The organism is Hungatella sp. SL.1.14 (assembly GCF_024460495.1).
GTDB classification, from domain to species: domain Bacteria; phylum Bacillota; class Clostridia; order Lachnospirales; family Lachnospiraceae; genus Hungatella; species Hungatella hathewayi.
In genome coordinates this window covers 283,542-307,406 of the sequence record NZ_JANFYJ010000003.1, presented here as the reverse complement: position 1 = coordinate 307,406, position 23,865 = coordinate 283,542, and the positions used below count along the sequence as shown (strand labels likewise).

The window sequence follows — 23,865 nt, the reverse complement described above, 5'->3', positions numbered from 1 at the left end:
TGTCTGCCTCCTTACTGTTTTAAATCCGCCGCCGCTGTATCAGAAACCACGGCATCGATCCGCCCGTCACGAATTCTCACCTTAATCGGATCTCCCTGTTTCACCTGATCCACCGACTCGATCCGCCGGTTCTTCCCATCAGTCAGAAAGCCGTAGCCTCCTCCGATCTTCTTGAGCGGAGACAAACCATCCAGCCTGCTGCTTATCAGCTCCAGACGATGCCTGTCCCGTACCGCCTGCTTTTCGATAAGCTGCCTCAAACGGCTTTCCGCTTCTGCAGCCCGGTTCTTATCTGTCACAATCCGGGAAGCCATCATGTTTTTCAGCTTCTCTTCCAGATCCACCGCCCGCTGCCTCTGTTCCCTCACCTGACGGCGTGGGTCAAAAAGCTGAAAACGGAGCCTGAACTGCTCCGTCTGATAGCGGTAACGTTCTAATTTTCTGGCCATGGATTTCCCCAGGGCATCCCGGTACAATTCCACCTGACCTTCAAACTGGCTGTAGTCAAACACGGCCAGCTCCGCCGCCGCAGACGGAGTCGGCGCCCTCATATCCGCTACATAATCCGCGATCGTCACATCGGTTTCATGTCCTACTGCCGAGATCACAGGCGTCCTGCAGGCAAAGATGGCACGGGCCACGATTTCCTCATTAAATGCCCATAAGTCCTCAATGGAACCTCCGCCTCTTCCCACGATCAGAACATCCAGTCCCAGGCGGTCCAGCGTCTCGATTCCTTTTACAATGCTGTATTTTGCGTTCTCGCCCTGAACAAGGGCCGGATAGAGATAGAGCTGTACATACGGATTCCTGCGGGCGGAAATATTCATGATGTCCCGGATCGCCGCCCCCGTCTGGGCGGTTACAATCCCCACCTTCCCGGCGTAGCGCGGGATGGGCTGCTTGTACTCCGGGGAAAACATCCCCATCTCCTCAAGCTCGTCCCTCAGCTTCTGGAACCGTTCGAATAAATCACCGACGCCTTCTTTCGTGATCTCCTGAGCATACAGCTGATAACGGCCATCCCGCTCATAGACCTCGACACTGCCTTTGGCCACCACCTTCTGGCCTTCCTCCAGCTTAAACGAAAGCCCCTTCCGCTGACCGGCAAACATGACACACGCGATCGCGGCACCTCTGTCCTTTAAGGTAAAATAGATATGGCCGGAGGTATGATACTTGCAGTTCGACACCTCGCCCTTAATTGATATACGGTTCAATGCGAAATCCTGGGCAAACATATTCTTAATATAAGCATTGACCTGTGATACGGAATATACACTCGCCATAGGCCGTTACACCAGCTTTGCCAGAACTCCGTTGATAAACGCCGGAGCTTCATTCCCGCCGAACCGCTTCGCCAGCTCCACCGCCTCGTTGATCGCTACCTTTTCCGGCACTTCCTCATCGTATAAAATCTCATATAACGCAAGGCGCAGAATCGTAAGCTCCGCCTTTCCCATTCTCTTCGTCTTCCATCCTTCGGCCACCGCATCGATCTTCTCATCCAGCTCCGGAATCTTCCGCATAACAGCTTCCGTCTTGGTCTTTAAATAGCTTTCCTCTTCCGGACTCATCTCCACATCATGAAGAATCTCTTCCACCCCTTCCGGAGTCGTCTCATCTTCCTTCGGCTCATCAAAATACCGTTCTATCTGCTCCTCTTTTTCCTCTGCCGGATAGAAATCGGCACAGAAAAGCATCTTAAAGCAGTGTTCACGCAGTTTACTCCTGGTCATGGGTTATGGTCCTCCTGTATCATAATTCGATCATTATTTTTCACTTTGCTTCCACGTTCAAAGTTCACAATACCTGCTCAGAGCAGGAATTCATTCCTTTGCGTATTGGGTTCATTATACCTTAATGCGCATTTTTCCACAATACTTTTCGGGGATTTTATCCCCGGAGTAATCCTGATCCTGTTCATTTTTCCGGCAATTACTTCCATTCTCAGTTTTTATCAGAAAAATTATACAGAAAAAATGCATAAAGATTATTACAGGCAGGTTTCTCCGCTTACACAAAAAAAACAGGCGTTAAGCCTGCTGCATTTTTCTGACACATTCTCAAATGGGGTTTAGGGGCAAACACAGAAGTATTCGCCCCTTTTTATTATGAATTATTTACAAAAACCGGTCCTTCGTCCTGAAAAAACGAACTTCTGTTCATCTCCGCTTCGTCTCTGTAAGTATCATTATAATCTGTTTCCCCGCAAAGCACTATCCCGTTTCTGCCCTTTTATATCACAATCCTGCCAATCAATTGCCGTTTACTTCCTGCCCGGTCCGCCGCCTGATTGGGATATGTCTGTTTGTCCGGCTTTATCCGGGACTATGCATTTGCATTCCCCAAATACTCCCTGATATTATAAAGCACCTTCTCACTCAGAAGTCCAAACGCCTGCTTCGTCCTTCCAGCCGAATAATTCGTGCAGAACACTCTCGGGTGGTTTAAAAGCTCTCCCGTCGGATCGCCGATGGCTCCGGCTGTATCACAGGCAAAGTAATTATTTCCCCCATCCAGCCAGTTCTTTAAATCTTCCGCTTCAAAGGCAGGCCCAATGGAGGTGTTAAACAGGATCTTTCCATTGCCCAGCGCCTTAAATTCCTCCTCGTGCATGAGAATTACATTTTTGTTTAAGCAGGCAAATACGACCTCCGACTGCTCCAGCAGTTCGGTGAGCGGACGGTATACCATGCCTTTTGCCTCATAGTCCGGCTTTCGGCTCCTGCTGAAATAAGAGACTTCTGCGCCCATAAACTTCATGGCTTCAGCGATCATTCCGCCGGAAACGCCCATTCCTGCCATGCCGACCTTAAGCCCCGTAATCTCCACCGGCATCTCCTTCCACATGGGTCTGTCATACCCGTGAAGGAAACGCACCAGTTCACAGATCACGTATTCCACCACCCCCCTGTCGCCATAGTCCCGGATGCCTTTCACGGTAACGCCGTGTTCCTCCGCCCAGGCGATATCCACGTTCGCACTCTCTTTGGAATACAGGCTGCAGCACATACCCACATATCGGATGCCAGGACAGTGTTCAAAGACACAGCTGTTAATTTTTGAGGTATAACTGAGCAGAACGCCGTCTGCATCCCCGATTCTCTGGATAATCTCATCATCATCTGCCGGCACGTCACCGTACATGACGACTTCCTCTGCGTACTGACGCAGTTCCTTTTCCGCCTCTTCCACCAGGCTCACCGGCTCTATGGCCACCAGTTTTTTAAACATGTTCTCATCCTCCCTAAAATACAATCGGCGACACCAGATTGCGAAGAACCGCCACGACGCTCCAGCCCGCAATCGCACTGTCGGCGGAGTAGATATCCACGACCGCCTTTACCCCCGGAATCTCCGCCGTAATCTTATGGTCATCTCCCACAAATCCGGGAATGCTGTGAATCGTTACCTTTGTCTGCTCCGGCCCCGTTGTAGCCAGAGAGGCCGCCACTGCCACATTAACCTTGGTCGGCAGAAGCGCAATCGCTTCCTTCGCATTGCCTGTGAATACCCGGGTTTCCTCCGTGTCCGTCATGAGATGTTCTTCAAACAGAGGCGTATTCATCAGTGATTTCGGCCCCTTCCTCGTCTCGATCCCGGAAACCGCGTCTCCCATCAGCGAAACCGTACGCAGTACATCAAAGCCGCCCACCGCGCCGGACGCAATATGTACCTTTGTCCCATGTTTCATGGCTGTCCGCTTCACTTCCTCATAAAAATCCTGATCCGCAAATGCACCGATTGACAGCACAATGATGCTGGTTCCCGCAGAAAGGGCCTTGACGGCCATTCCTTTTACCGCGGCAACGGAGGCTGCCTCCGCTATGTAATCTGGTTTCAGTGCCAGAAGCTCGTCCACATCCGCGCACGGCCTGCATCCCGCTCTTTCCGCCAGAGCCTTTGTCTTCTCCTCACTGCGGCCCGCGATTCCCACCAGCTCGTACTCATCCAAATACCCGTTTTTCCACGCGTCCGCTATAATTCCTCCCAGATACCCACTGCCCAGGATTCCAAGTTTCAACCTGCTCATGATTAACTCCCTTCGGCCGCCTGCTGCTGCGGTCACCTGATTTTCATTCAATCGAAGAATCGGCCACGGTTTCCCATCGCGGCCGGTCTCCATACCTGCCTAGTATACCACGAAATTCCAGTTCAAGGAACCTCTCTTTTCCCCGCTGTCAGTGCCAATGTTCCGAATCAATCCTGCCCGTTCCGGTCACACTGCTGTTTCTCTGTCTCCATTCTGACCAGTCCCCCAGGCGTCAGCTGGTAAACGGCAGTACAGACCTCTTCGATATATTTCCGGTCATGGGAAATGCTCAAAATGGCTCCCCGGTACTGGCGCAGGATCGCTCGGATCACCGGCCCCGACAGCGGGGAAAAGTTGCGGGTCGGTTCATCCAGAATCAGGACATCCGCCCCCGACAGGCTCATTTTCAGCAGAAGCACCTTTGCTTTCTGGCCGCCGGACAGCTCCGACATCGGAGCGTTCATTTCATCAACGGTATATTTCATAGAACCCAGATACGTCCGAATCCGTGTCGTCTCTTCCTTGTCTCCGGTCTCGGACAGAAAGTCCACCGGCGTCCGGTCAGGCTCCAGAAGATCCTCATAATTCTGTGGCATATAGCAGGCCCGGACATCGGTCCGGCTTAAAAGCTGCTCTGCCATCTGTTTCAGCAGTGTCGTCTTGCCTGCACCGTTTTTTCCGGTGATGCAGACCCGTTCTCCTCCCTTTATCCGCAGGAACAGATGCTCCGCCAGAAGACGCGGCTCCTCTTCCCCCGAGACCGGTGTCAGGAGACGGTCCAGGGAAAATTCCAGAACGGTTTTTCCGGCGGGCATTTTTACCGCTTCTCCCAGCTTAAAAAATATGGCATCCTCTGTCTCCGGGATCTCCGTCCTGTCTAAAGCTTCCCGTTCATATCTCTTTTCCAGAGATTTTACCGCTTTCATCTTCTTTTTCAACAAGTAACCGCCGTGGGGATTCTGACGGGTCATGCTGTTCAAATCATGGTTCACCGCCTGCTCAATCCTGCGGAATTTCTCCTGCCGTTTTTTCTCTTCCCTGCGCTCACCTAACGCCCGCTGTTCCTGACTTGCAAGCTGCTCCGCACGATTTTTTGCGTACTGGCGGTAGCCGGTTTTCGCTATACTGCAGCGGCTTTCCGTTTTTCGCTTCAGCTGTTCGATATGGATTACCATATTGGCGGTCCGCTCGATCAACATCTCATCGTGAGAGATAAATAATACCGGCTGGAGCGCTTCCATAATCAGCTTTTCCAGCCATTCCAGCGTTTCGATGTCAATGTCATTAGAGGGCTCATCCAGCAGCAGGATGGTGGGCCGGGCCATGAGAAGCCGCGCCATCTGCGCCTTCACCTTTTCTCCGCCGGAAAGCGTGTCCATCTTCTGATCCCGGTAGAAAAAATCAGGCGGAAGCTTCAGCTGCCCGGCTAAATGGGTCAGTTCCCTGGGCGTCTGCAGGCCAAAGGCGTCCTCCCCGCAAAAATATTCATATACGGTTTTTTCCTTTTCCTCTGCCGGCAGCTCCTGGGGCAGATAGCCCGGGTGTTCCCCTGTACAGATTCGTTCGCCCTGCGTCTCCGTATACCCCTCAATCAGTTCAGGATTATAAATCCATTTTAGAAGCGTACTCTTTCCATTTCCCTCTTCCCCGATCAAAACCGCTTTGTCTCCGGGATTTAAGACCAAGCTGAAATCCTTTACAATTACCCTCAAATCCTTTTTATGTGTTATCGTCAGTTGTTTTATCTGTAACATCTGTAACATAAAATATCCCTCCCGGCCAATCGTCCGGAAGGGATACAAGATTCTATACGTATGAGGAAACACGCGCAGAACAAAATCTGCACAAACTCATGTCTGTACGGAATTTTCCCTGATGACCGGACGAAATGGCATAGAATACCAGGCACCGTCTCCGCATCTTTCCAGTGGAGCATGCCCTTTAACTCAGTGTTTCTCAGCCTTTTCTTCGTCATTATTTTGTCATCATCTTCCGACAGAACCTTCTTTCCTGTTTTTATATTTTATGTGGTGCTATCCGCAGTATACGATAAAGCAGCATGTTTTGTCAAGGGGGAGCTGCCCTTTAACGTAAATGAATGAAAGCTAATGTTTCGTTTGCCCCTGTATCTGAAATAAAGGGCGTGTACTCCATCCGGAATTGTAAGATCGCCTTTGTGGTTTTTCCATTCGTTGGAGCTTGTAACCGGAATTTCTCCGACAGGCTTTCCATCCCAGGCTGTCAGGAGTTCGATCACTCCGCTTCCCAAGCCCCGGGTGGTTACGGTCACCTGTTTTATGCCATAGCAGGAGAAATATTCAAAGCCGGCGGCCGCGCCATCCCGCAGGTTGGCTATGAAGCCCTGTGTTTCAGAACCGTCGCATCCATCCTGGGTGATTTTGGGGAAGCGGCAGTCTAGCCATTCTCCGGGGAGAGCAGTGAAGGGGGACTCATCCCGGCAGTATAAGTTGCAGGCAATGTATGCCGGATACGTTCCTGCTCCCGGGAGAGGGCCCTGGTTTGGGCCGCAGGGCTTCCTGATCCCATATTTCACATTATCAGCATTATAACATACCGGATTCAAAAGGCAAATGTTGATTTTACACGTACGGCCACCTTTACAACGTAATCCGCGGTATCTCTGACCGTCAATTCATCCAGAAGAAGATCTTCATACCACATCTCGTCCAGGCTGATTCCCTGCTCCTCGGCAAACGCTCTGATAACCGGATACGCCTTTCCCATATCACCATCGTAACCGCGGTAATACAGCTCCACATAGGTTCCCGCCGGCTTCACATACGGCTTCAGCGCCGGAATGCGTTTATCCAGCCGCGTGTAGACGCTTCGATAGCGGTCATATTTTCCCGCCTCTAAATCTTTCCCCAGACAGACTGCCCCCACCGCGTTCATACTGATATGATACTGCTCACAGACCCTGACATGGTGGGCAATCTCCTCCGCCAGCTTCCTCTCTCCCGTGAGATTTACCTCGGAAGAAAACAGATATTCCTGTCCTCTTTCCGCCAGCATCGGCTTATCCACCTCGGCCTCCAGCGCCTCCCTGATGGTCGCTCGCTCCCACTCCATAAAACGCTTCATATTCTTCAGCCGTTCAATCTCCTGGTCAATTTCAACCTCCTTCTGATCCACCAGCGCCAGAAAATGCTCCGGCGACCGCGTCTCCATATATTCCCTGATCTCGCCAAGAGGCATCCCCAGCTTCTGCAGCGCCCGTATCACCTCAAATGTATCCATCTGCCATACAAAATAATACCGGTAATGGTTCTCCTCATCCTTCACCGCCGGTGAAAACAATCCGATTTCATCATAATGAAACAGCGTGTGCTTCTTGACTCCCAAAATTTTTGCAAACTCCCCTGTCGTAAAATACAGCTCCGACTGTTTTTCCATCTTGTGATTCCTTTCTCATTTTCTCCTCTTGACTATCGGCCTGCCCTATACCATATGATAGTCCATGCGGCTGAAATTTACAAGAAACTCAGGAGAAATTATATGAATTATTCACTGGCAAAAAAATTTACATTCGGATCCCTCATGATGTTTGCACTGCCGACGACCGTCATGATGATATTTACCTCCCTCTATACGATTATAGACGGGGTCTTTGTATCGCGTTTCGTCGGAACCAATGCGCTTTCATCCATTAATATCGTTTACCCGGCCATCAACATTGTGCTCGGTATTGCAGTCATGTTTTCCACCGGCAGCTGCGCCATCGTTGCCAAAAAGATGGGCGAAGGAAAGCCCGGGAATGCACGGGCTGCGTTTACCTCCATTGTATATTTGAATATCCTTGTCGGAGCCGTAACGGCGATCCTCGGCAATCTCTTTGCAGAACCACTGGTACGTCTTCTGGGAGCCAGCGACTTACTGATGAGCGACTGCATGACGTATATGAGATGGCAGATGGCCTTCGCTCCGGCGCTGATGCTGCAGATTCTGTTCCAGATGTACTTCATCACGGAGGGACGGCCCGGACTGGGTCTCTTCCTCACGGTACTGGCCGGCATCAGCAATGCGGTCCTGGATTATGTCCTCATCGTACCGCTTAAGCTGGGCGTGGCGGGCGCAGCCATCGCTACCGTGACCGGCTATATGATTCCCGCGGTGTTCGGCCTGATCTACTTTGCCGTTTCCCGCAGGGCACTGTGGCTGGTAAGCCCCCGTCTAACAGCGGCAGAATTAAAAGAAACACTGATAAACGGTTCCTCGGAGATGGTGACCAATTTATCCTCCGGCATTATCACGTTCCTGTTCAACCTTCTGATGATGCACTATGCGGGAGAAGACGGCGTGGCGGCCATTACCATTATCCAGTACTCCCAGTTCCTTTTAAACGCGCTGTACATGGGATTTTCGCAGGGAGTCTCACCTGTAATCAGCTACAATTACGGAAGCCGCAACACGAAACAGTTAAAACAGGTATTTAATACTTCCTTCCTCTTCACCGGTGTGACTTCAATCCTTGTATTTTTAACTGCACAGCTGGGCGGAGGAATCATCGTAACGATTTTTGCACACCCCGGCACGGCTGTATACGATCTGGCACGCCACGGATTCATGGTATTCGCGTTCGGCTACTTATTTTCCGGCGTCAATATCTTTTCATCGGCTCTGTTTACCGCTTTATCGAACGGAAAAGTATCCGCTGTTATTTCCTTTGTGCGCACGCTCTGCCTGATCGTCTTATGCCTGCTGTTCCTTCCCCTGATCATGGGGCTTGACGGAGTCTGGCTGGCCGTTCCGGCTGCAGAGGCGGGCGGATTTATACTTTGTCTTTACTTTTTAAAAAGACATGCGAAAACGTATGGTTATCGATAGAAACCAAAAGATTTCCCGTTATGATTGACAGCGCCGCGCCGGCCGAACAGAATACGGAGGCCTTAAATGCGCGTATCATCTCCACATCCCACCGGGTCTTCGGCAGCGTGGCTATGTCAAACAGGTTCTCTCTCACCTGCCTGAATTTTTCGGCATAAAAAGAAAAATCCGACCACCGGGACGGAATAAAATCTCCCGGGAACCGGCAGCCATACCAGAGCAGAACTGCCGCGATTCCGGCAGTCACTGCAAATGAAAAGACGTTCCACAGCCGCTTTTTGCCCATCTTTACCCGCCGGGCAAAAAGTCCGAAGCTAAGGAGCAGGGCCCAGCCGGGCAGCGTATAGAAAAACCTGACGACCGCATAATACATGCTCCCGTTTATCCTGATTCCATGCCCCGGCAGCCCAAACCGCATGATCATTTCCTCCGCCTGCCCTTCCAGCCCCTCCTGACCAGAGTAAGAAAAGGAGATGTTGGAAAAGAATCCGGTCTCCAGCCGCTTTGCCGGAAGAATCACCATCGGATAGGAAGCAGCCGTCACTCCCCGTATGACAAAGCGTTGGCCCTTTACGGTAATCCAACTGCCCGTCACATTGGTGGAACCGAACAGTTCCCATGCTGTCTTACTGCTTACGACGCAGCCCTCATCATCATCTCCAAAGCCATAGGTGCCGGCCGCCAGCCGGTCCTTTACAATCTGATCCATCTCTCCCCTGACCATGATACAGGTTACATCCTGTTTAAAATTAAGCACCGGATTTCTGGCCTCCACATCGTATTCCACGCTCCACGCCGCAGTCTCCGGAAATGTTTTGTTCTCCTGCTTAAGCCCGGCTTCCGTTATTTGCTCCAGTGTCTGCCTGGATATTCCCTGACCATGGTAGCGAATCTGGATATCTCCGGCGTAGGGTGCTGTCTTCTCTCCCTGCCACAGGGAAATCCCCCACAGGGCAGCCGGCAGAAGCATTGCCAGACATACGGTTTTGACTCTGGCGGCTCTGCACGTTTTGCTCCATCTTTTAAGCCTGTTCATTGTTCTCTCACTCTCCGGATAATCTGACACGGTCGCCTGCCTCAATGATCCTGCTGCTGGATACGATCAGCCGGTCCGTATTGCCAAATGCACCCTCTACAGCCGCCTGGCTGCTGCTTTTTTCCAGTAATTCCACAGGAACCTTTTCCGCCGTCAGCTCTTCGCCGAGAATCGTCTTCTGCGGTTTTACCACCAGAACATAGTACCCATCCGATTCCTGTCTGAGCCCTGCGATGGGAATGACCTGATTATACTGCCGGGATGCCAGATTGATTGAAAATGCGGCCGTCGCACCCAGAACTCCCACATCTTCCCGGGCTGATGCGGTAAAACGGGCCTGTTCCTCCTCCGATAAAAAGTCCACGCTCTCCACCACCGCTTCACAGGCTCTCCTGGACTCCCCGTACTGTAAGCTGATCTTTGTACCTGCAGTAATCAGTTCCCCCAGTTTCTTATCCACCGTTCCCTCAAATTTCAGCTTCCCGTCTCCGATTGCCACAAGCGCCTCCCCCGTCACGGTCTTTCCCGGAACGACGGATAGCTCTGTCACCACACCTGCCACGGGAGCCGTCACTGCGCCGCCGGCTGCTTCCAGTGCTTCCAGTTCTTTTAGCTGCGTTTCCGCCTTTGTGATATCCAGCTGCTTTCCCTGACGGTCCAGGCTGGCTGCTGTCTGCTCCTTCCCATTTTCCGCCGCTGTCACCGCGTCCCTGGCCCGCGCATTGGTTACCGCCAGTTCCGCCTGGCTGAGTGCTTCCTCCAAGTCCCTCACAGCCTTTTCTCCGGCCTTGATCTGTGCCTCTACCGCCTGGACGGAAGCTTCGTAGCTGCTCTTTAAGGCTTCCGCGGCTGTTCTCCTTCCGGCACTGACATCGCCGTAGTCTTCCTCCGCACTGTTTAAAGCCGCTTTTGCCTCAGCCACGTTTAACGACTGCTCTTCCCGCACTTCTTCCAGATCCTCATTTGCACGGTCCAGAGCCTTTCGGGCTTTCTCTGTCTCTTCGTCTGAGGCGCCCTCCTCTTCCAGGCGGGCCAGCTTCTCCTCGCAGTCGGCCACCTCCCGCTCTGCTTTCCTGACGGCGCTTTCCTTCCTGGCTACGGCAGCATCATAGGCCCTTTCGGCAGTGCGGTACTGTCTCCTGGTCTCCTCCTCCATCTCCTCCTCAGACCGGGTCATGCTCTGATTGTAATCCCGTTTAAGATCCGCAAGCTTTTCCTCACTGTCCCGCTTTATTTCCTCCAGATCCTGATACCCGAAGTCGAGAGCCCGCTTTGCCGCTTCCAGTGACTGCACGGCAAGCGTCTCCTCGGATATGCCCGGAATCTGTTTGGAACGCACCGCAGACTGATCGAGCTCCAGCTTCATCTTTTCGACAGAAAGAGCCAGTTCTTCCCTCTTCTTCTGAATCCCCTCCATCTGATAGGTAAAAAGCACCTCTCCCGCCTCCACCTTCTGCCCGGCTGTTTTCTCAACAGACTGAACCTTCAGCCCTTCCTCCGGATTCAGATACGTGATTCCTGATGCTGTAAATTTCCCTTCCCCATTCATCTCATAAGTTACGTTTCCCATCTTACCATAGGAGGTTCCAACCTGCGGCACCGTCAGGGAATCCAGGCTTCTGGAAAGAACGGTAAAGACCGCCATGGCCCCCAGAAACACCAGGAAACCGTCTCTGCACCATTTACGTATTTTTCTTCTCTCCATCTCCCTACTCCTTTATCCCCGATACCATAATTCCCTGCTCCAAAAAACTCTGTCCGGCCAGAAACAGAAAGAGCGGGGGCGCCATAGCCGCCACGGACGCTACCCATGCAACGCTGACCTTATCCGCCGTAATATCCGGCAGATACAGGGAGAGCGGCCAGAGTGTCCGGTCCTTCAAAAATGCCATCGGCGCCTCGATCGCATTCCAGCTCTCTAAAAATCCCAGGATTCCGGCAGACATGATTCCCGGAAATCCCATCGGTATACCGATCCGAATGAACACAGCCCCTTCTCCCGCCCCATCCAGACGCGCCGCTTCCAGCAGCGACAGAGGAATCGATGAAAAGAACTGTGTCATGATAAATACCGGAAACGTAGAAAAAATCCCCGGCAGAATGACCGCCAGATGGGTATCTAACAGATGCAGCCGGTTTAATACAAAGTAATCCGGCGTCATCAGCACCTGAAACGGAAGTATCATCAGTATGATATATCCCATAAACATAAGCTTTTTTCCCGGAAATGAATACATGGCAAACGCCCATGCCGCAGGAACGGCCACCACCATCTGACCGAACAGCACGGCTCCCGTCTGCAGACAGGAGTTCCAGAACATCACGAAAAACCCCGGCGAATCCAGAAGCAGTTCCACAAAGGGACTTAAGGTGGGAAAGTCCGGAAACAGAGTGACCTTCACAGTTTTAGTCCCTCCGTTTAACACCGGCCCAAACCGGGAGAGCATCTCCCCCCTGGAAAGGAAGGAATTCCCTGCCATCATCAGGAGGGGCAGCCAGATAAACAGGCAGATTGCCGACAGGATCAGCCTTCTGACGAGCGGAAGAATCTTCTTCTCCGGCAGCCGTTCTCTCAACCATCTCATGCTTTATTCCTCCTTCCTGCCATATCATTGCCGTTATCCCCGTCACGCTTCCTTCCTCCCTGGAATCAGTCCTTTCAGAATGACCGGCAGAAGCACCGCCAGCAAAAGGAGCACGGAAGCAGCACTCATTTTCTGAATATCCAGCGTTACAAACCAGTGGTTAAACAGATGCTGCAGCATGTAAATACTCTCATCCGGATACTCCCCCGCGATTAAATACGCTTCCCGGAATACCTTAAAGGAGTTGAATACAGAAAGTGATACCACCAGAACCGCCGTCTTCGACAGGCCCGGCAGCGTTACGTATAAAAAGCGGGCCAGAATACCGGCGCCGTCTACCCTGGCGGCCTCATAGAGTTCATCCGGTATGGCCGCCAGACCTGCTACCCACAGGACCACGTCGTATCCAAGGTTCTTCCACACATAAGTAAAGACAAGCACACCAAAGGCGGTATCTCCGTCAATCCAGTTCATTCCCGGCATGCCAAACAGCGCGGTAATCTGATTAACCAGCCCCTGCGGATGGAAAAACAGCTTCCACAGAAGGACGATGGAGGCCACCGGAATCGCAAGCGGAATGAGGAGACTCGTCTTAAAGACGGTCCCCCCCTCCTTTAATCCCGCAATCATCATGGAGCAAAACAGTGACACCACCACCAGAAGCGGTACGCAGATCACCAGAAAACGGAGTGTATTAAACGATGCCAGACGGAACGCACGGTTGCCCATGACGGTCAAATAGTTCTGCATTGCGACAAACCGGCCTCCTGCAGCCTCAAAAAATGACCTGCGGATTACATCCACATACGGAAGCAGGACAAACACGGCCGTCCCCGCCAGACTCGGCAGCAGAAACAGGTACGCCTTCCGCGCCAGGCGGCCAGACTGTGTGCTATTCCGCATAGTACAGCTTCGCCTTATTTTCAAATAACCCCGCCGCTTCGGCCGCGGTCTGTTTTCCTTCAAAATATCCTTTTGTTTCACTGACTATCATCTCCAGCAGTATATCGTCCACAGAAATGGGGGTATGGAGCTTATCCAGCATTCCCATGATCTCTTCCTTCTTCTTATCATTCGGGTATTCTGCACTGAGCATCTCTCCGGTATCGTTAAAGCTGAAACTGATGCTCATGTTGGAAGTCCGTTTTTTCCAGGCGTCGGAGGCCGTCCTGCTCACGGTAAATCCATCCCTCAAATCCCCTTCCTGCACCTTCGGGGACAGGGCAAATTTGACAAACTCTCTCGCCGTCTCCTTTTCTTTTCCAAAGGACGTGACTCCCAAAAGCCCCTTCGGATAGTAAATATCATTGAACTGTTCCAGATGATATCCGTACTTATCAATCATGGCGGACGGTGACATAACGTCCATCATACTGGCAAGCTCCATCAGAGAGACTTCTGTGGTCTTTGTCAGCAGCCCGTAATCACCCAGACCGGTAAAACCTCTCGTATCGGTGCTGTTATAAACCTGGCCGCGGCCTCCGTCCTCCGATTCATCAAAGACTACCTTGCTCCCGCCGGCATCTCCCGTTATTTTGGCAGTCTCCAGAAGGTTTCTGACTTTATCCGTATCCAGCTGCCCGGCATCTGTTCCTGCCAGCTCCGGATAATAGAGATAGATCATCTGCCGCAGGATATTTTCATAGACAGTCTTAAAAAATACTGCCTGATCCGGATTTGCTTCCTGCCACGCCCGGAGGGAGCCGATGGTTCCCATTTCCTTTATGACCGCTTCGTTTCCATAGATAACCGGAATGCCAACACGGACCGGAAACTGATAGACACTGCCGTCAGAACCGGTAAAATTCTCCGCTATGTTAGGATAGAGCTCTCCTGATTCTGCCATGGGGGTAATCATATCGCCCAGATCCTCCAGAACACCTTTTTCTATATAGGATTCTACCGGAAGCCCATCCAGCACCAGCACATCGGCGCCGCTGCCGTTAAGCAGCTCCGCGTTTAAGGAACGGATCGTATCGGATTTTAAGGTACTTCCCGATTCACTGTTTCCGTCAATCAGCTCAACCCGGACATCGGGATGCTCCATCTGGAAAAGGGAGGCCGCCTGCTTCACGGTCTGATTTTCCGAAAGGTTCAGACCGTATACCGTCAGGGTTTTAGACGGAACGGCAGGCATCTCTGCATCATACGTATAGCGGGCCAGCTTCTGTTCTTCACTCTCTGTATACCATAAGTAAAAATCATGATCACTTCCAATGAGGAGACGTTTTATGTACACACTGGGCATGCCCATGGAATTCAGGGAGCCATCCACGACGGTCTCCCACATGGTTCCCTGATCTGCCATGTGATGGATTCCTTTGGCATTGGCAAGGTAGAAGTCATCCCCGTCTCCGCCGGCCAGGCTTCCATACAGATCGGTTTCATCGGTCTGGAACGGGATTACTTCCTTCTCCGCCAGTGATTTTAAATCGTACCGGAGAAATCCCCTGTCGCCTGTCGTCAAAAAGGTATGGGCCGTCAAAGTATGGCTGTCACAGAAATTACTGAAAGAAGACTTTTGTGGAAGCTTTTTCTCCACAGTGCCATCCGGACTCACGACGATAACCTGATCATTGGAGGGAATCAGGATGGTGCTGTCATCGCTGACATAGATTCCGTTCAGCAGTACCATGGCGTCTTCAATCCCGACGGACATTTCCTGCATGGGCTGTCCGTCTGCAAGTTTTATGAGGTGTGCCTTATAATCCGAATCCGAACACACCGCATACAGCGTTCCATCCGGGCCGTAGGCGGAATAAGCCAGATAGTAGGAGTCAGGAAGCTCCTTTACCGGGGAAGCCGTATCTTCCTTCCAGGTGGATCCGTCATAACGGTAGGCTTTCTTTTTTCCTTCCATCTCCTGGCCAACTAAGGTAAACAGGACCATCTCCCCGTTCTGATCCTGAATAATATCCAGAACCCCTTCCGTTCCATCTTCGAACGGAAATGCGACCGCCTGTTCCACATAACGCCCTTTAGCCGTATCCGCCGTCCCCGGATTGGCACCGGTGGTCTGCTTTGTGCCATCCTTCGTGCCGGTTGCATCGCTGGCCGGCTGGCCCTTCACCCCGCATCCGGCAGTCATGACCGCCATGACCGCTGCCAGAGCCACCGCCGCTGTTTTCTGTACAATCACACGCACGCTTTGCGTATGAGTCAGTGAGGTAATTAAACAACTGTTTTTCATATTTTTATTCCTTTCTCCTGTTCCGGATTTCCCTTTAAAGTAATCATACCAGAGAAATCTCTAAAAAAACTGGAAACAGCTGGTTTTTAGATTTTTTAGAGATTTCTCTGGTATAATGGAAGAAACAACGGATTTAAAATAAGAAAGAAAGCAGGAATTACTGAGATGAGAATCTTACTGGTAGAAGATGATAAGGTGCTGTGCAGCACAGTGGCAATGCAGTTAGAACAGGCGGGGTATCAGGTGGATCAGTGCTGCCGGGGGGACGACGCCCTCTACTATGCGACGGAATATCCCTACGATGTGATGATTTTGGACCGGATGCTCCCGAGCCTGGACGGTTTAAGCCTGCTGCAGGCGATCCGTCAGAAATCCATTATGACCCCGGTCATCATCACCACTGCTCTCGACGGACTGGGCGACCGAATCGACGGGCTGGACGCAGGCGCGGATGACTACCTGGTCAAGCCATTTGCGGTGGAGGAACTCCTGGCAAGGATCCGGGCAGTCACCCGCAGGCCCGGACGGACCGCAGACACGGCCAGTCTGGCCGTCGGAAACTTAAGCCTGGACGCGGTCAAGCATGAGCTCACCAGAAACGGCGCCGAATCCGAGACGGTCACGCTATCCGGCCGGGAATCGTCGCTCCTGGAATATCTGATGAGAAATGCGGGCCGGACACTTCCGCGAAACGCCATCCTCTCCTATGTGTGGGGGCCGGATTCCGAGGTGGAGGCCGGCAATCTGGACAACTACATCTATTTTTTACGCCGGCGCTTAAAATCGCTTCATGGAAATGCAAAGATCCAGACAGTCCATGGAGTCGGCTACCGGCTGGAGGAATTCCATGATTAAAGAGCTCCGCAAAAAGCTGACCCTTTTGTACACAGTAACCACAGGGACCATCCTGACCCTGGTTGTCGCCGGACTTCTTTTCTATAACCTTCGCGTATCAGAAAAAGACGCCCTGCAGACCTTCCAGAATCAGATCGTGGCCGTCGCATCACGGATGCAGTACGGCTCCACCATTTCCGGAAGCTGGCTGGCTCAGACTGAGGCATCTGAAAAGCTGATTATACATATTGAGGAGAACCGGGAACCCTTCCTTTATTCCGGCTCCTGGGTCCCGGCCACAGACAGGCAGACGCTCATCGATTTGGCACGGGAAGAAGCTCTGAAGGAAAAAGTCAATCCGGCAGTTCGCCCCGTCTCCTCCTCGGTAATCCAGAGTTCGGTCTTCACGGTGACCGGGGAGCAGAAAGACTCCTACTATGGCACAATCCTTGTCTTTCCCACCGCCAGGAGTTACCAGAGCCTGACTCTCCTGGGATACCGCACGCCTGGCATCGTCCTGTTGAAGGATCAGGGCCCCCGCTTCCTGCTGTTCGATCTTCTGGGAATCGCAGCCCTCTTTCTCGTCAGCTGGTATTTCGTAGGGAAATCCCTGGAACCAGTGGAAGTGAGCAGGAAGCGCCAGAACGAATTCATTGCTGCCGCCTCCCACGAGCTTCGCTCCCCGCTGGCAGTCATCGAATCCAGTGTCACCGCCATTGCCGCGGCAGAAGAAAGTTCTGCTGCCCCGCGATCGGCAGAATGTATGGAAAAGCAGACGCAGTACTTAAAAAACATACGTGCGGAATGCAGCCGCATGGCCGCACTTGTAGGGGATATGCTGCTTCTCGCTTCCACGGATGCCGGCAGCTGGTCTGTCAAACGGGAAACCGTGGATATGGATACGCTTCTCATTGAAACCTACGAGCTCTATGAACCGGTATGCAGGAGCAGCGGGATCCGGCTGTTCCTGGATCTGCCGGAAGAGACGCTGCCCCATGTAACCGGCGACTCCTTCCGTTTAAAACAGCTGCTCACAATCCTTTTAGACAACGCTGTGTCCTATACCCCTGAAGATAGAGGGATTACCATAAGCGCTGCCGCAAACGGGAAGGAGCTGACCATTTCCGTAGCAGACCAGGGCTGCGGAATTCCTCCTGAAGCCAGGGCGCATATTTTTGACCGTTTCTATCGGGGCGACTCCTCCAGAACGGATAAACGCCATTTCGGCCTGGGACTCTCCATCGCCAAAGAACTGGCCGTGCTTCACGGCGGCCGGATCTCGGTGGGCGAAACGGAAGGCGGCGGCGCAACATTTTGGATAAAACTGCCTGTTATAATCGAAAATGGGTTATAATGAAATAAAAATGGAGTACGGAGGTAAACATGATGAGAAAAACGTATCTGCTAACATTCTTACTGGCAGCAGGATTGATGGCAGAATCCCCCTTCGCCGCGTATGCAAAAGACAGTCCGTTAACGCTGCCGGAATTTATGGAAATCTGTCAGCAGGAGCAATTTAACTATTCCCGTGTAATCACGCTCCCGGGAGAAGAGACCGGAAGCGAAAAGACCGGAGGAGACCAGAAACAATACGAGACTCACTATAAGAATGTGATATTATCGGAACATGGAGCAAAATACCGGGAAAGTCCGTACGGTCCTGGATACCAGAGCTTGAAAAGCGGTAAACTCTACATGGATATGCCGGAAGGATATGAATTGTCTTATGAATATAAGATCAAAGGGGAGAGTGACGAAACCGGGCCAGAAACAACCGTTCCCGGCGGAACCATAGAGACATTTTACAGAGCAGAGGCTGCAGCCGAAGTAAAAAGCCCGGGGGAACAGTATGGATACATAAAAAATGAGGTGAAAGATATACCGGTGGTGCCCGACCTCCCCCAGGATTATAACTGGCGCGGCCATGATGAGAAGACGCTGATGGTATCGTCGGTTCTCACCGTTCGTTCCCTGACGAGTGGCAGAACGGAAAGCTGGGAATCACAGATCACATTCGTGACAAACCTGGATAAAAAGGAGCCTGACTGCTACTATCTTATTCCTACCGACCGGGAAGCGTACACAGTAAAGGCAGGCGACAGTTTATGGAAGATTGCCATACAGTATTACGGCTCCTCTGAGAACTGGCAGTTTATCCTGCATCGAAATAGTGACAAAATAAAGAATCCAGACAGGATTTATCCGGGACAGCTGCTCATCATTCCCGATGCGGCTGCGTGGCAGTAAAAACCATTCCTTTTAAACACGGAATACAAAAAAGAAAGAAACACCGGTTAATCTGTATGGTTAACCGGTGTTTCTCTCTTTTTACCTGTTTTATGGATTCACACACGCTCCATTTTCATCAAAAGAGTATACCTTTCCTTCGATCTCCTTAGAAGCCGTTTCCATATCTCCATTCTGATTTAAGTAGTACCATTTCCCGGACAGCTTAACCCAGCCTGTCGCCATGGAGCCGTCTGCATTTAAGTAATACCACTTATCTCCGGATGATAACCAGCCTGTAAGCATTGCTCCGTCCGGCTTTAAGTAATACCAGACTCCATTCAGGAGCTGCCAGCCGCGGGAATCCTGTTTCCAGGAGCCCTGTACTCCACTGGTTACCGCCCAGGAGGAACCTCCACCAGAAGATTTATGACCGGAATTATGGTCCGGATTCGGGGTCTGGCGTCGGGTCAGTATCTGGTACTGGATTTTTATATCGTTCTTACAACGCAGTTGCCTTCATTTTTTCCATCAACAAAAATACCGCTGCAAAATCATCAAATTCCAATGATGCAGCGGTATCAATCGTCAACAGTTACGTTCCATCGTCACACTGCTTCCGGTTATTCATATCCGGTTTCCTTAACCCAAAGCGGAAGCAGGCGGCTGACCACCTCAAACAGAAGACGGTCTTCTTCTCTCTGCAGGTCGCAGCTCCATAAATTCTCCAGCAGACTGATACGGTAACGGATGGTGTTGACGTGAGCATACATGGCGTCCGCCGTCTTCTGGTAGTTATAATGATTCTTGACAAAGCAGCACATGGTATCGGACAACGCATCCCGTTTTTCTTTCGGGTATTCCATCAGCTTTTCCGTCATCTGATCCAAAAGACGGTTCACGGGACTTCCCGGCTTCGGATAATCCAGAATCCGGAATATCCCCAGTTCACAGTGAAAAAATACCGTACGATCCATATCCGTTAAATTTCCCACTTCCACGGAATGGCGTGCCTCTCCCAGAGCCTGGTCCATTTCCGCTGCACTGTAAAGTCCGCTGATCCCCATAATCATATCATCATCGCCAAATCCAATGATCTCTTCCAGCTGCTCTGTCACCTTCATAACATTGTCAGCAGAGACAAACAGCAGCAAATGCGTCTCGTCCAGGAAACAATACCGCAGGCATTTCCGGAAGCTGCGGTGGAGTCTGTATCCCAAGTATCCCTGCTGCTTTAAAATACCTTTGTCTCCCCGCTCCAGCACAACAATACCATACCCATTCTCCGGGAATACCCCTTCGGGAATTGTCTCCGGACGAATTCCCCTGTACGCATTTCCCATAAGAGTACTGATCCCCTCCGATGCCGCAGGAAGCGCCTTCATATATCCGGTCAGAATACAGGCATAATCCAACAGCACATGATCCTCCTCCGTAAATTCTTCCTCACCGCGAATCTGCAGCAGATGGCGCACCTCCCCGTTCACGGTCTGGGAACTGTGAATAAAATGAAATGACCGCCCTTCCTCCCAGCCAAACTCCTGAATGCCTGGAAAGGCAGGCCTTACCACTCTGCGTTTCCACCACTCCGGATAGAAAAACGCTTCACTGAGTTCCGGAGTATCCGGGTAAACTTCGTAATTCTGATGAACGCTGTAGACCCACTGGCCTCCGCAGCGCTCATGAAGCGCCTTTAACAGCTTAAGAATTTCCCCATCACACGCCAGGTTACGCAGTTTGTACTGAAAACAGGTAATTGACTCTTTTTCCATTGGCAGGTACTCCTTTTCAAAAGTCTGGTTTATTACTGTTATCTTACCATAAATCCGTCGGAAAAGACAGCTCGCTGCACCTCCGTTACTGCAGGAAACTTCATAAATGAGGTTGCCTGAAACAGGCAGCTTATGCTATACTTCTATATACAAAACAGACGACAGCCTTTATAAGAAGCTATCGCCGCCGGAAACCGGCTTCTGCCGGCATTCCATCTGCCTGTTCTGTCTGGCATTCTCTGTCCGTTCGGACTTAAGAAATCCACCTTACCGGAATTAATTTCATGATTACCACAAAAACGAATAAAACAAGCAGGGCTATTGTCTGTTTTACTGAAAACTATTATAATGGAGATAGGTTCTTATATAGCTGGAACGGAGGCTATATGAGCAATACAAACGATGCAGACGCCGCAAAAGACATTCCTGACAATTTTCCGGCGGAAGACCTGGTTCTAAAAAGTTCCATGCAGTTTTTCGGGGATGAACTTCTGTCGTACCTTGGAATTACGGCGGAACCCGTAACTGTTGGTCCGACAGAATTTGTCTATTTGACGGCAAAGCAGTTATATGAAGATTTTAACTTCATCAAGCCGGACCGGAGCTGGATTCATCTGGAATTTGAAAGCGACAGTATTAAGGAGGAGGATCTCCGCCGTTTTCGCAGTTACGAAGCGGTCACCTCCTATATCTGCCGCGTCGATATTACCACTTATGTGATCTGCTCATCAACAGTAAAGGAAATCCGTAATGAATTAAAAACAGGTCATAATACCTACAGAATCATCCCTGTCCGGCTGAAGAACAATAACGCGGATGAACTGTTTGAAAAGCAGAAAAACGGTGAAGTGCTGAACCGGGCAGATCTTGTGCCTCTGCTGCTCACCACACTGATGTCAGGTACCACGGATCAAAAAGACCGCATTATTCTGGCAAACCGCCTGATTACGGAATCCGGCGCCCTGTCACAGGGAGAAATCGTAAAGATGCAGGCTGTCCTGTATACACTTGCTAACAAATTTTTGTCAAACCAGGAGTTAACTCAAATAAAGGAGGTGCTGTTCATGACACCATTAGGTCAGATGCTGGTGAATGATGGGTTTGAAAAAGGAGTTGAGAAAGGAATCGAGAAGGGGATCGAGAAGGGAATCGAGAAGGGGATTGAAAAAGGGGCCCGTGCCCTGATTTCCTCTTATCAGGAAACCGGTCTTTCATATGATGATACCCTCAAAAAACTGATGGAAAAGCTGGAACTGGATTCCCCAACCGCCGCCAGGTATATGGAGAAATTCTGGATCCGGATTCCTGTATGATTCCTCATACGCAGCCAGTATATACTTATGAGGCCCTGCAGAAGAGACAGTCTCTTCTGCAGGGCCTCATAGGTTTATCTTATTAATTAAATGCGCACTGCCGTTTTATATGCGGTATGGAACGCATCCAGAATCTTGCCTGCCTTCACGCAGTCGCCGATTTCATAGACCTCCAGATCTGGTTCTCCCGCCAGCGTGTCGTAGAACGCATGACGCGGCTTTAATCCTACCGCGATAACGACACTGTCCGCCGGAAGCTCTGTTCTGCGTCCGGTCCGGTCATTTACTCCGCGCACGCCCTGTTCTGTCACCTCCGTCACCCGCAGCCCCGGAATGACCGCGATGCGGTTTCTTCCAATCTTCTCATAATAGGCAATAACATCCGTCACGGCACAGTCTGCCATAATGGCATCCTTCATCTCCACAATCGTTACTTCGTGGCCTTTTTCAGCGAGATCGATGGCCGTCTCCGTACCGATCATTCCTCCTCCAACGACCACCACCTTTTTACCGATCTCCGGATGACGGTCCAGAATGGCAAGCGCGTTGATCACATTCTTCCCATCGATACCCGGAACCGCCGGAATCACAGGTTCCGCTCCAACCGCAGATATCACCACATCGTATCCCCCGGCCTTCACCATCTCCGGAGTCAGTTCTTCGCTGACAACCGGAATCTCCAGCTTTTCAATCTGGTGAATCTGATAATCGATCAGATGCCGGATATCTTCCTTAAATTCAGGGGCCGACGCCTCGTGGAGATAGCCGCCCAGTTTTCTCATCTCGTAGATGGTGACATCATGGCCTTTCAGCTTTAAAACGCGGGCAGCTTCCATCCCTGCCGGACCGCCGCCGGCAATGACAACTTTTTTCTTCGTTTCCGCCGGTTTAACAGCCAGATCCTCTTCGAAGCCCAGCACCGGATTCACTGCACACATGACAGTACGCCCCAGGAAGGAGCTTCTCTGCAGACAGCCTTCGTTGCAGCGGATACACGGGCGGATGTCCTCCGGACGGTCTTCCATCGCCTTCTTCACCCACTCGTTGTCCGCCCACATCGGACGTCCCAGCGTGATGAAATCTGCCTTTCCCTGCTCCAGAATATCTTCCGCGTACTGAGGAAGCGTAATGGAACCGGAGGCCATAACAGGAACGTGCACCTCTTTTTTCACGGCCTCCGCCGCCCATACATTGTAACAGACCGGCATTGCCATGGGGCTTACCTGGTGAATCATGGTGTGGTGATCTCCGCCCGAAATGTGGAAGGCATCGATTCCCAGTTTCTCCAGCTCTTTCGCATAGTAAATGGTATCTTCGATGGTCATTCCATCCGGTTCATAATCCGTTCCGGATAAGCGGACGGTTAACGGGAAATCAGGTCCCACCTTCCTGCGGCAGTTTTCCACCACCTGTCCCAGGAAACGGAAGCGGTTCTCTCTCGATCCGCCGTACCAGTCGCCTCTCTTATTCGTAAAAGGAGAAAGAAAGTTCGTGATTAAATAGCCGTGAGCCGCGTGGATTTCCACCAGATCAAAGCCGGCATCCACGGCACGTTTCGCCGCATCTCCAAAGGCCTCGATGAGAACCTGGATTTCGTCGATGGTCAATTCCTCCGGGATCGCGTGAAACTGGTCGTAAAGCATGGGCCACGGAATCGCGGAAGCTGATTTCATAGGCGGTCCCAGGAATCTCTGGCGGCCGCAGTGTTCGATCTGAATTCCGGCTTTTGCTCCATGGTTCTTGATGCTGTCCGCCAGCCAGCCCAGCCCCGCAATGTGCTCATGGCTGCTGATGCCAACCTGGCAGTGGCAGGACTTGCTGGCAATGTCGTCAATATAGGCGTATTCCACAATTACCAGACCGGCTCCGCCGTCGGCCAGATGGGTGTAGTGATCGACCAGTCTCTGAGTCACGGTGCCATCCTTGTTGCTGAGTCCCGTCGTCTGAGGCGCCTTTACCAGACGGTTCTTTACTCTCAGGGTACCGATCTGCCCCGGTTCAAACAGCTTTGGAAACATTTTCTTCATG

The 23,865-nt window shown here is 51.5% G+C and carries 20 protein-coding genes; 5 read left to right on the top strand and 15 right to left on the bottom strand.

Annotated elements, in window-relative coordinates:
- Window positions 1–11: 11 nt before the first annotated feature.
- The 7 genes from xseA to NE473_RS05295 all read right to left on the bottom strand — a co-directional run bounded on the left by xseA (window position 12) and on the right by NE473_RS05295 (window position 7,450).
- The gene (gene xseA, locus NE473_RS05325) at window positions 12–1,289 is read right to left on the bottom strand and encodes an exodeoxyribonuclease VII large subunit (RefSeq protein WP_006771982.1); all 1,278 of its coding nucleotides are present in this window, start codon (window positions 1,287–1,289) and stop codon (window positions 12–14) included.
- 6 nt (window positions 1,290–1,295) lie between these two features.
- Complete coding sequence (nusB, locus tag NE473_RS05320; RefSeq protein WP_006771981.1) at window positions 1,296–1,739, bottom strand: transcription antitermination factor NusB; 444 nt, start codon at window positions 1,737–1,739, stop codon at window positions 1,296–1,298.
- Between the two features lie 592 nt (window positions 1,740–2,331).
- Window positions 2,332–3,237, bottom strand: a complete 906-nt coding sequence (locus tag NE473_RS05315) for a D-isomer specific 2-hydroxyacid dehydrogenase family protein (protein WP_055651645.1) — start codon at window positions 3,235–3,237, stop codon at window positions 2,332–2,334.
- A 13-nt stretch (window positions 3,238–3,250) separates the two neighbouring features.
- On the bottom strand, window positions 3,251–4,036 hold the full coding sequence (locus NE473_RS05310; protein ID WP_039890968.1) for an aspartate dehydrogenase domain-containing protein: 786 nt from the start codon (window positions 4,034–4,036) through the stop codon (window positions 3,251–3,253).
- Between the two features lie 167 nt (window positions 4,037–4,203).
- Window positions 4,204–5,799 (bottom strand): ATP-binding cassette domain-containing protein, encoded by a 1,596-nt coding sequence (locus NE473_RS05305; protein ID WP_341474574.1) that lies wholly within the window; start codon window positions 5,797–5,799, stop codon window positions 4,204–4,206.
- A 260-nt stretch (window positions 5,800–6,059) separates the two neighbouring features.
- Window positions 6,060–6,590: a carbohydrate-binding protein gene (locus tag NE473_RS05300; protein WP_196411658.1), complete on the bottom strand. Its 531-nt coding sequence runs from the start codon at window positions 6,588–6,590 to the stop codon at window positions 6,060–6,062.
- Window positions 6,591–6,616: 26 nt separating this feature from the next.
- Window positions 6,617–7,450 (bottom strand): MerR family transcriptional regulator, encoded by an 834-nt coding sequence (locus tag NE473_RS05295; protein WP_055651643.1) that lies wholly within the window; start codon window positions 7,448–7,450, stop codon window positions 6,617–6,619.
- Between the two features lie 102 nt (window positions 7,451–7,552).
- Between NE473_RS05295 and NE473_RS05290 the strand changes: the two genes are divergently transcribed.
- Complete coding sequence (locus NE473_RS05290; protein ID WP_055651642.1) at window positions 7,553–8,881, top strand: MATE family efflux transporter; 1,329 nt, start codon at window positions 7,553–7,555, stop codon at window positions 8,879–8,881.
- On the opposite strand, the gene NE473_RS05285 is transcribed toward NE473_RS05290, so the two are convergent.
- The 5 genes from NE473_RS05285 to NE473_RS05265 are packed head-to-tail and all read right to left on the bottom strand — an operon-like array spanning window position 8,826 to window position 15,692.
- A complete protein-coding gene (locus NE473_RS05285; protein WP_055651641.1) occupies window positions 8,826–9,917 on the bottom strand; it encodes an ABC transporter permease in 1,092 nt (363 codons plus the stop codon). The genes NE473_RS05290 and NE473_RS05285 overlap by 56 nt on opposite strands.
- Window positions 9,918–9,924: 7 nt before the next feature.
- Complete coding sequence (locus NE473_RS05280) at window positions 9,925–11,622, bottom strand: HlyD family efflux transporter periplasmic adaptor subunit (protein ID WP_055651640.1); 1,698 nt, start codon at window positions 11,620–11,622, stop codon at window positions 9,925–9,927.
- Window positions 11,623–11,626: 4 nt separating this feature from the next.
- The gene (locus NE473_RS05275; RefSeq protein ID WP_055651639.1) at window positions 11,627–12,502 is read right to left on the bottom strand and encodes a carbohydrate ABC transporter permease; all 876 of its coding nucleotides are present in this window, start codon (window positions 12,500–12,502) and stop codon (window positions 11,627–11,629) included.
- A 42-nt stretch (window positions 12,503–12,544) separates the two neighbouring features.
- Window positions 12,545–13,405, bottom strand: a complete 861-nt coding sequence (locus NE473_RS05270) for a carbohydrate ABC transporter permease (protein ID WP_055651638.1) — start codon at window positions 13,403–13,405, stop codon at window positions 12,545–12,547.
- On the bottom strand, window positions 13,395–15,692 hold the full coding sequence (locus tag NE473_RS05265; protein ID WP_055651637.1) for an ABC transporter substrate-binding protein: 2,298 nt from the start codon (window positions 15,690–15,692) through the stop codon (window positions 13,395–13,397). The genes NE473_RS05270 and NE473_RS05265 overlap by 11 nt, the downstream gene beginning before the upstream one ends.
- A 165-nt stretch (window positions 15,693–15,857) precedes the next feature.
- Between NE473_RS05265 and NE473_RS05260 the strand changes: the two genes are divergently transcribed.
- Genes NE473_RS05260 through NE473_RS05250 form a run of 3 tightly spaced genes read left to right on the top strand, consistent with a single transcriptional unit; the run spans window position 15,858 to window position 18,773 of the window.
- On the top strand, window positions 15,858–16,547 hold the full coding sequence (locus tag NE473_RS05260; protein WP_055651636.1) for a response regulator transcription factor: 690 nt from the start codon (window positions 15,858–15,860) through the stop codon (window positions 16,545–16,547).
- Entirely contained in the window at window positions 16,540–17,880 is a 1,341-nt protein-coding gene (locus NE473_RS05255) for a sensor histidine kinase (protein ID WP_055651635.1), read from the top strand. The genes NE473_RS05260 and NE473_RS05255 overlap by 8 nt, the downstream gene beginning before the upstream one ends.
- A 29-nt stretch (window positions 17,881–17,909) precedes the next feature.
- The gene (locus NE473_RS05250; RefSeq protein WP_243145788.1) at window positions 17,910–18,773 is read left to right on the top strand and encodes a LysM peptidoglycan-binding domain-containing protein; all 864 of its coding nucleotides are present in this window, start codon (window positions 17,910–17,912) and stop codon (window positions 18,771–18,773) included.
- 90 nt (window positions 18,774–18,863) lie between these two features.
- On the opposite strand, the gene NE473_RS05245 is transcribed toward NE473_RS05250, so the two are convergent.
- A complete protein-coding gene (locus tag NE473_RS05245; protein WP_278320663.1) occupies window positions 18,864–19,226 on the bottom strand; it encodes a hypothetical protein in 363 nt (120 codons plus the stop codon).
- A 149-nt stretch (window positions 19,227–19,375) separates the two neighbouring features.
- Window positions 19,376–20,524: a PucR family transcriptional regulator gene (locus tag NE473_RS05240; RefSeq protein ID WP_022033534.1), complete on the bottom strand. Its 1,149-nt coding sequence runs from the start codon at window positions 20,522–20,524 to the stop codon at window positions 19,376–19,378.
- A gap of 386 nt (window positions 20,525–20,910) precedes the next feature.
- Between NE473_RS05240 and NE473_RS05235 the strand changes: the two genes are divergently transcribed.
- The gene (locus tag NE473_RS05235) at window positions 20,911–21,837 is read left to right on the top strand and encodes a hypothetical protein (protein ID WP_055651633.1); all 927 of its coding nucleotides are present in this window, start codon (window positions 20,911–20,913) and stop codon (window positions 21,835–21,837) included.
- 86 nt (window positions 21,838–21,923) lie between these two features.
- Here NE473_RS05235 and NE473_RS05230 read toward each other — a convergent pair whose 3' ends face one another.
- Window positions 21,924–23,864 (bottom strand): FAD-dependent oxidoreductase, encoded by a 1,941-nt coding sequence (locus NE473_RS05230; RefSeq protein ID WP_022033536.1) that lies wholly within the window; start codon window positions 23,862–23,864, stop codon window positions 21,924–21,926.
- Between the last annotated feature and the right edge of the window lies 1 nt (window position 23,865).

Excerpts from the sequence above, each read along its gene's own strand:
- xseA (WP_006771982.1), bottom strand. The coding sequence starts at position 1,289 with ATGGCGAGTGTATATTCCGTATCACAGGTCAATGCTTATATTAAGAAT.
- nusB (WP_006771981.1), bottom strand. The coding sequence starts at position 1,739 with ATGACCAGGAGTAAACTGCGTGAACACTGCTTTAAGATGCTTTTCTGT.
- NE473_RS05315 (WP_055651645.1), bottom strand. The coding sequence starts at position 3,237 with ATGTTTAAAAAACTGGTGGCCATAGAGCCGGTGAGCCTGGTGGAAGAG.
- NE473_RS05310 (WP_039890968.1), bottom strand. The coding sequence starts at position 4,036 with ATGAGCAGGTTGAAACTTGGAATCCTGGGCAGTGGGTATCTGGGAGGA.
- NE473_RS05305 (WP_341474574.1), bottom strand. The coding sequence starts at position 5,799 with ATGTTACAGATGTTACAGATAAAACAACTGACGATAACACATAAAAAG.
- NE473_RS05295 (WP_055651643.1), bottom strand. The coding sequence starts at position 7,450 with ATGGAAAAACAGTCGGAGCTGTATTTTACGACAGGGGAGTTTGCAAAA.
- NE473_RS05290 (WP_055651642.1), top strand. The coding sequence starts at position 7,553 with ATGAATTATTCACTGGCAAAAAAATTTACATTCGGATCCCTCATGATG.
- NE473_RS05285 (WP_055651641.1), bottom strand. The coding sequence starts at position 9,917 with ATGAACAGGCTTAAAAGATGGAGCAAAACGTGCAGAGCCGCCAGAGTC.
- NE473_RS05280 (WP_055651640.1), bottom strand. The coding sequence starts at position 11,622 with ATGGAGAGAAGAAAAATACGTAAATGGTGCAGAGACGGTTTCCTGGTG.
- NE473_RS05275 (WP_055651639.1), bottom strand. The coding sequence starts at position 12,502 with ATGAGATGGTTGAGAGAACGGCTGCCGGAGAAGAAGATTCTTCCGCTC.
- NE473_RS05270 (WP_055651638.1), bottom strand. The coding sequence starts at position 13,405 with ATGCGGAATAGCACACAGTCTGGCCGCCTGGCGCGGAAGGCGTACCTG.
- NE473_RS05265 (WP_055651637.1), bottom strand. The coding sequence starts at position 15,692 with ATGAAAAACAGTTGTTTAATTACCTCACTGACTCATACGCAAAGCGTG.
- NE473_RS05260 (WP_055651636.1), top strand. The coding sequence starts at position 15,858 with ATGAGAATCTTACTGGTAGAAGATGATAAGGTGCTGTGCAGCACAGTG.
- NE473_RS05255 (WP_055651635.1), top strand. The coding sequence starts at position 16,540 with ATGATTAAAGAGCTCCGCAAAAAGCTGACCCTTTTGTACACAGTAACC.
- NE473_RS05250 (WP_243145788.1), top strand. The coding sequence starts at position 17,910 with ATGATGAGAAAAACGTATCTGCTAACATTCTTACTGGCAGCAGGATTG.
- NE473_RS05240 (WP_022033534.1), bottom strand. The coding sequence starts at position 20,524 with ATGGAAAAAGAGTCAATTACCTGTTTTCAGTACAAACTGCGTAACCTG.
- NE473_RS05235 (WP_055651633.1), top strand. The coding sequence starts at position 20,911 with ATGAGCAATACAAACGATGCAGACGCCGCAAAAGACATTCCTGACAAT.
- NE473_RS05230 (WP_022033536.1), bottom strand. The coding sequence starts at position 23,864 with ATGAAGAAAATGTTTCCAAAGCTGTTTGAACCGGGGCAGATCGGTACC.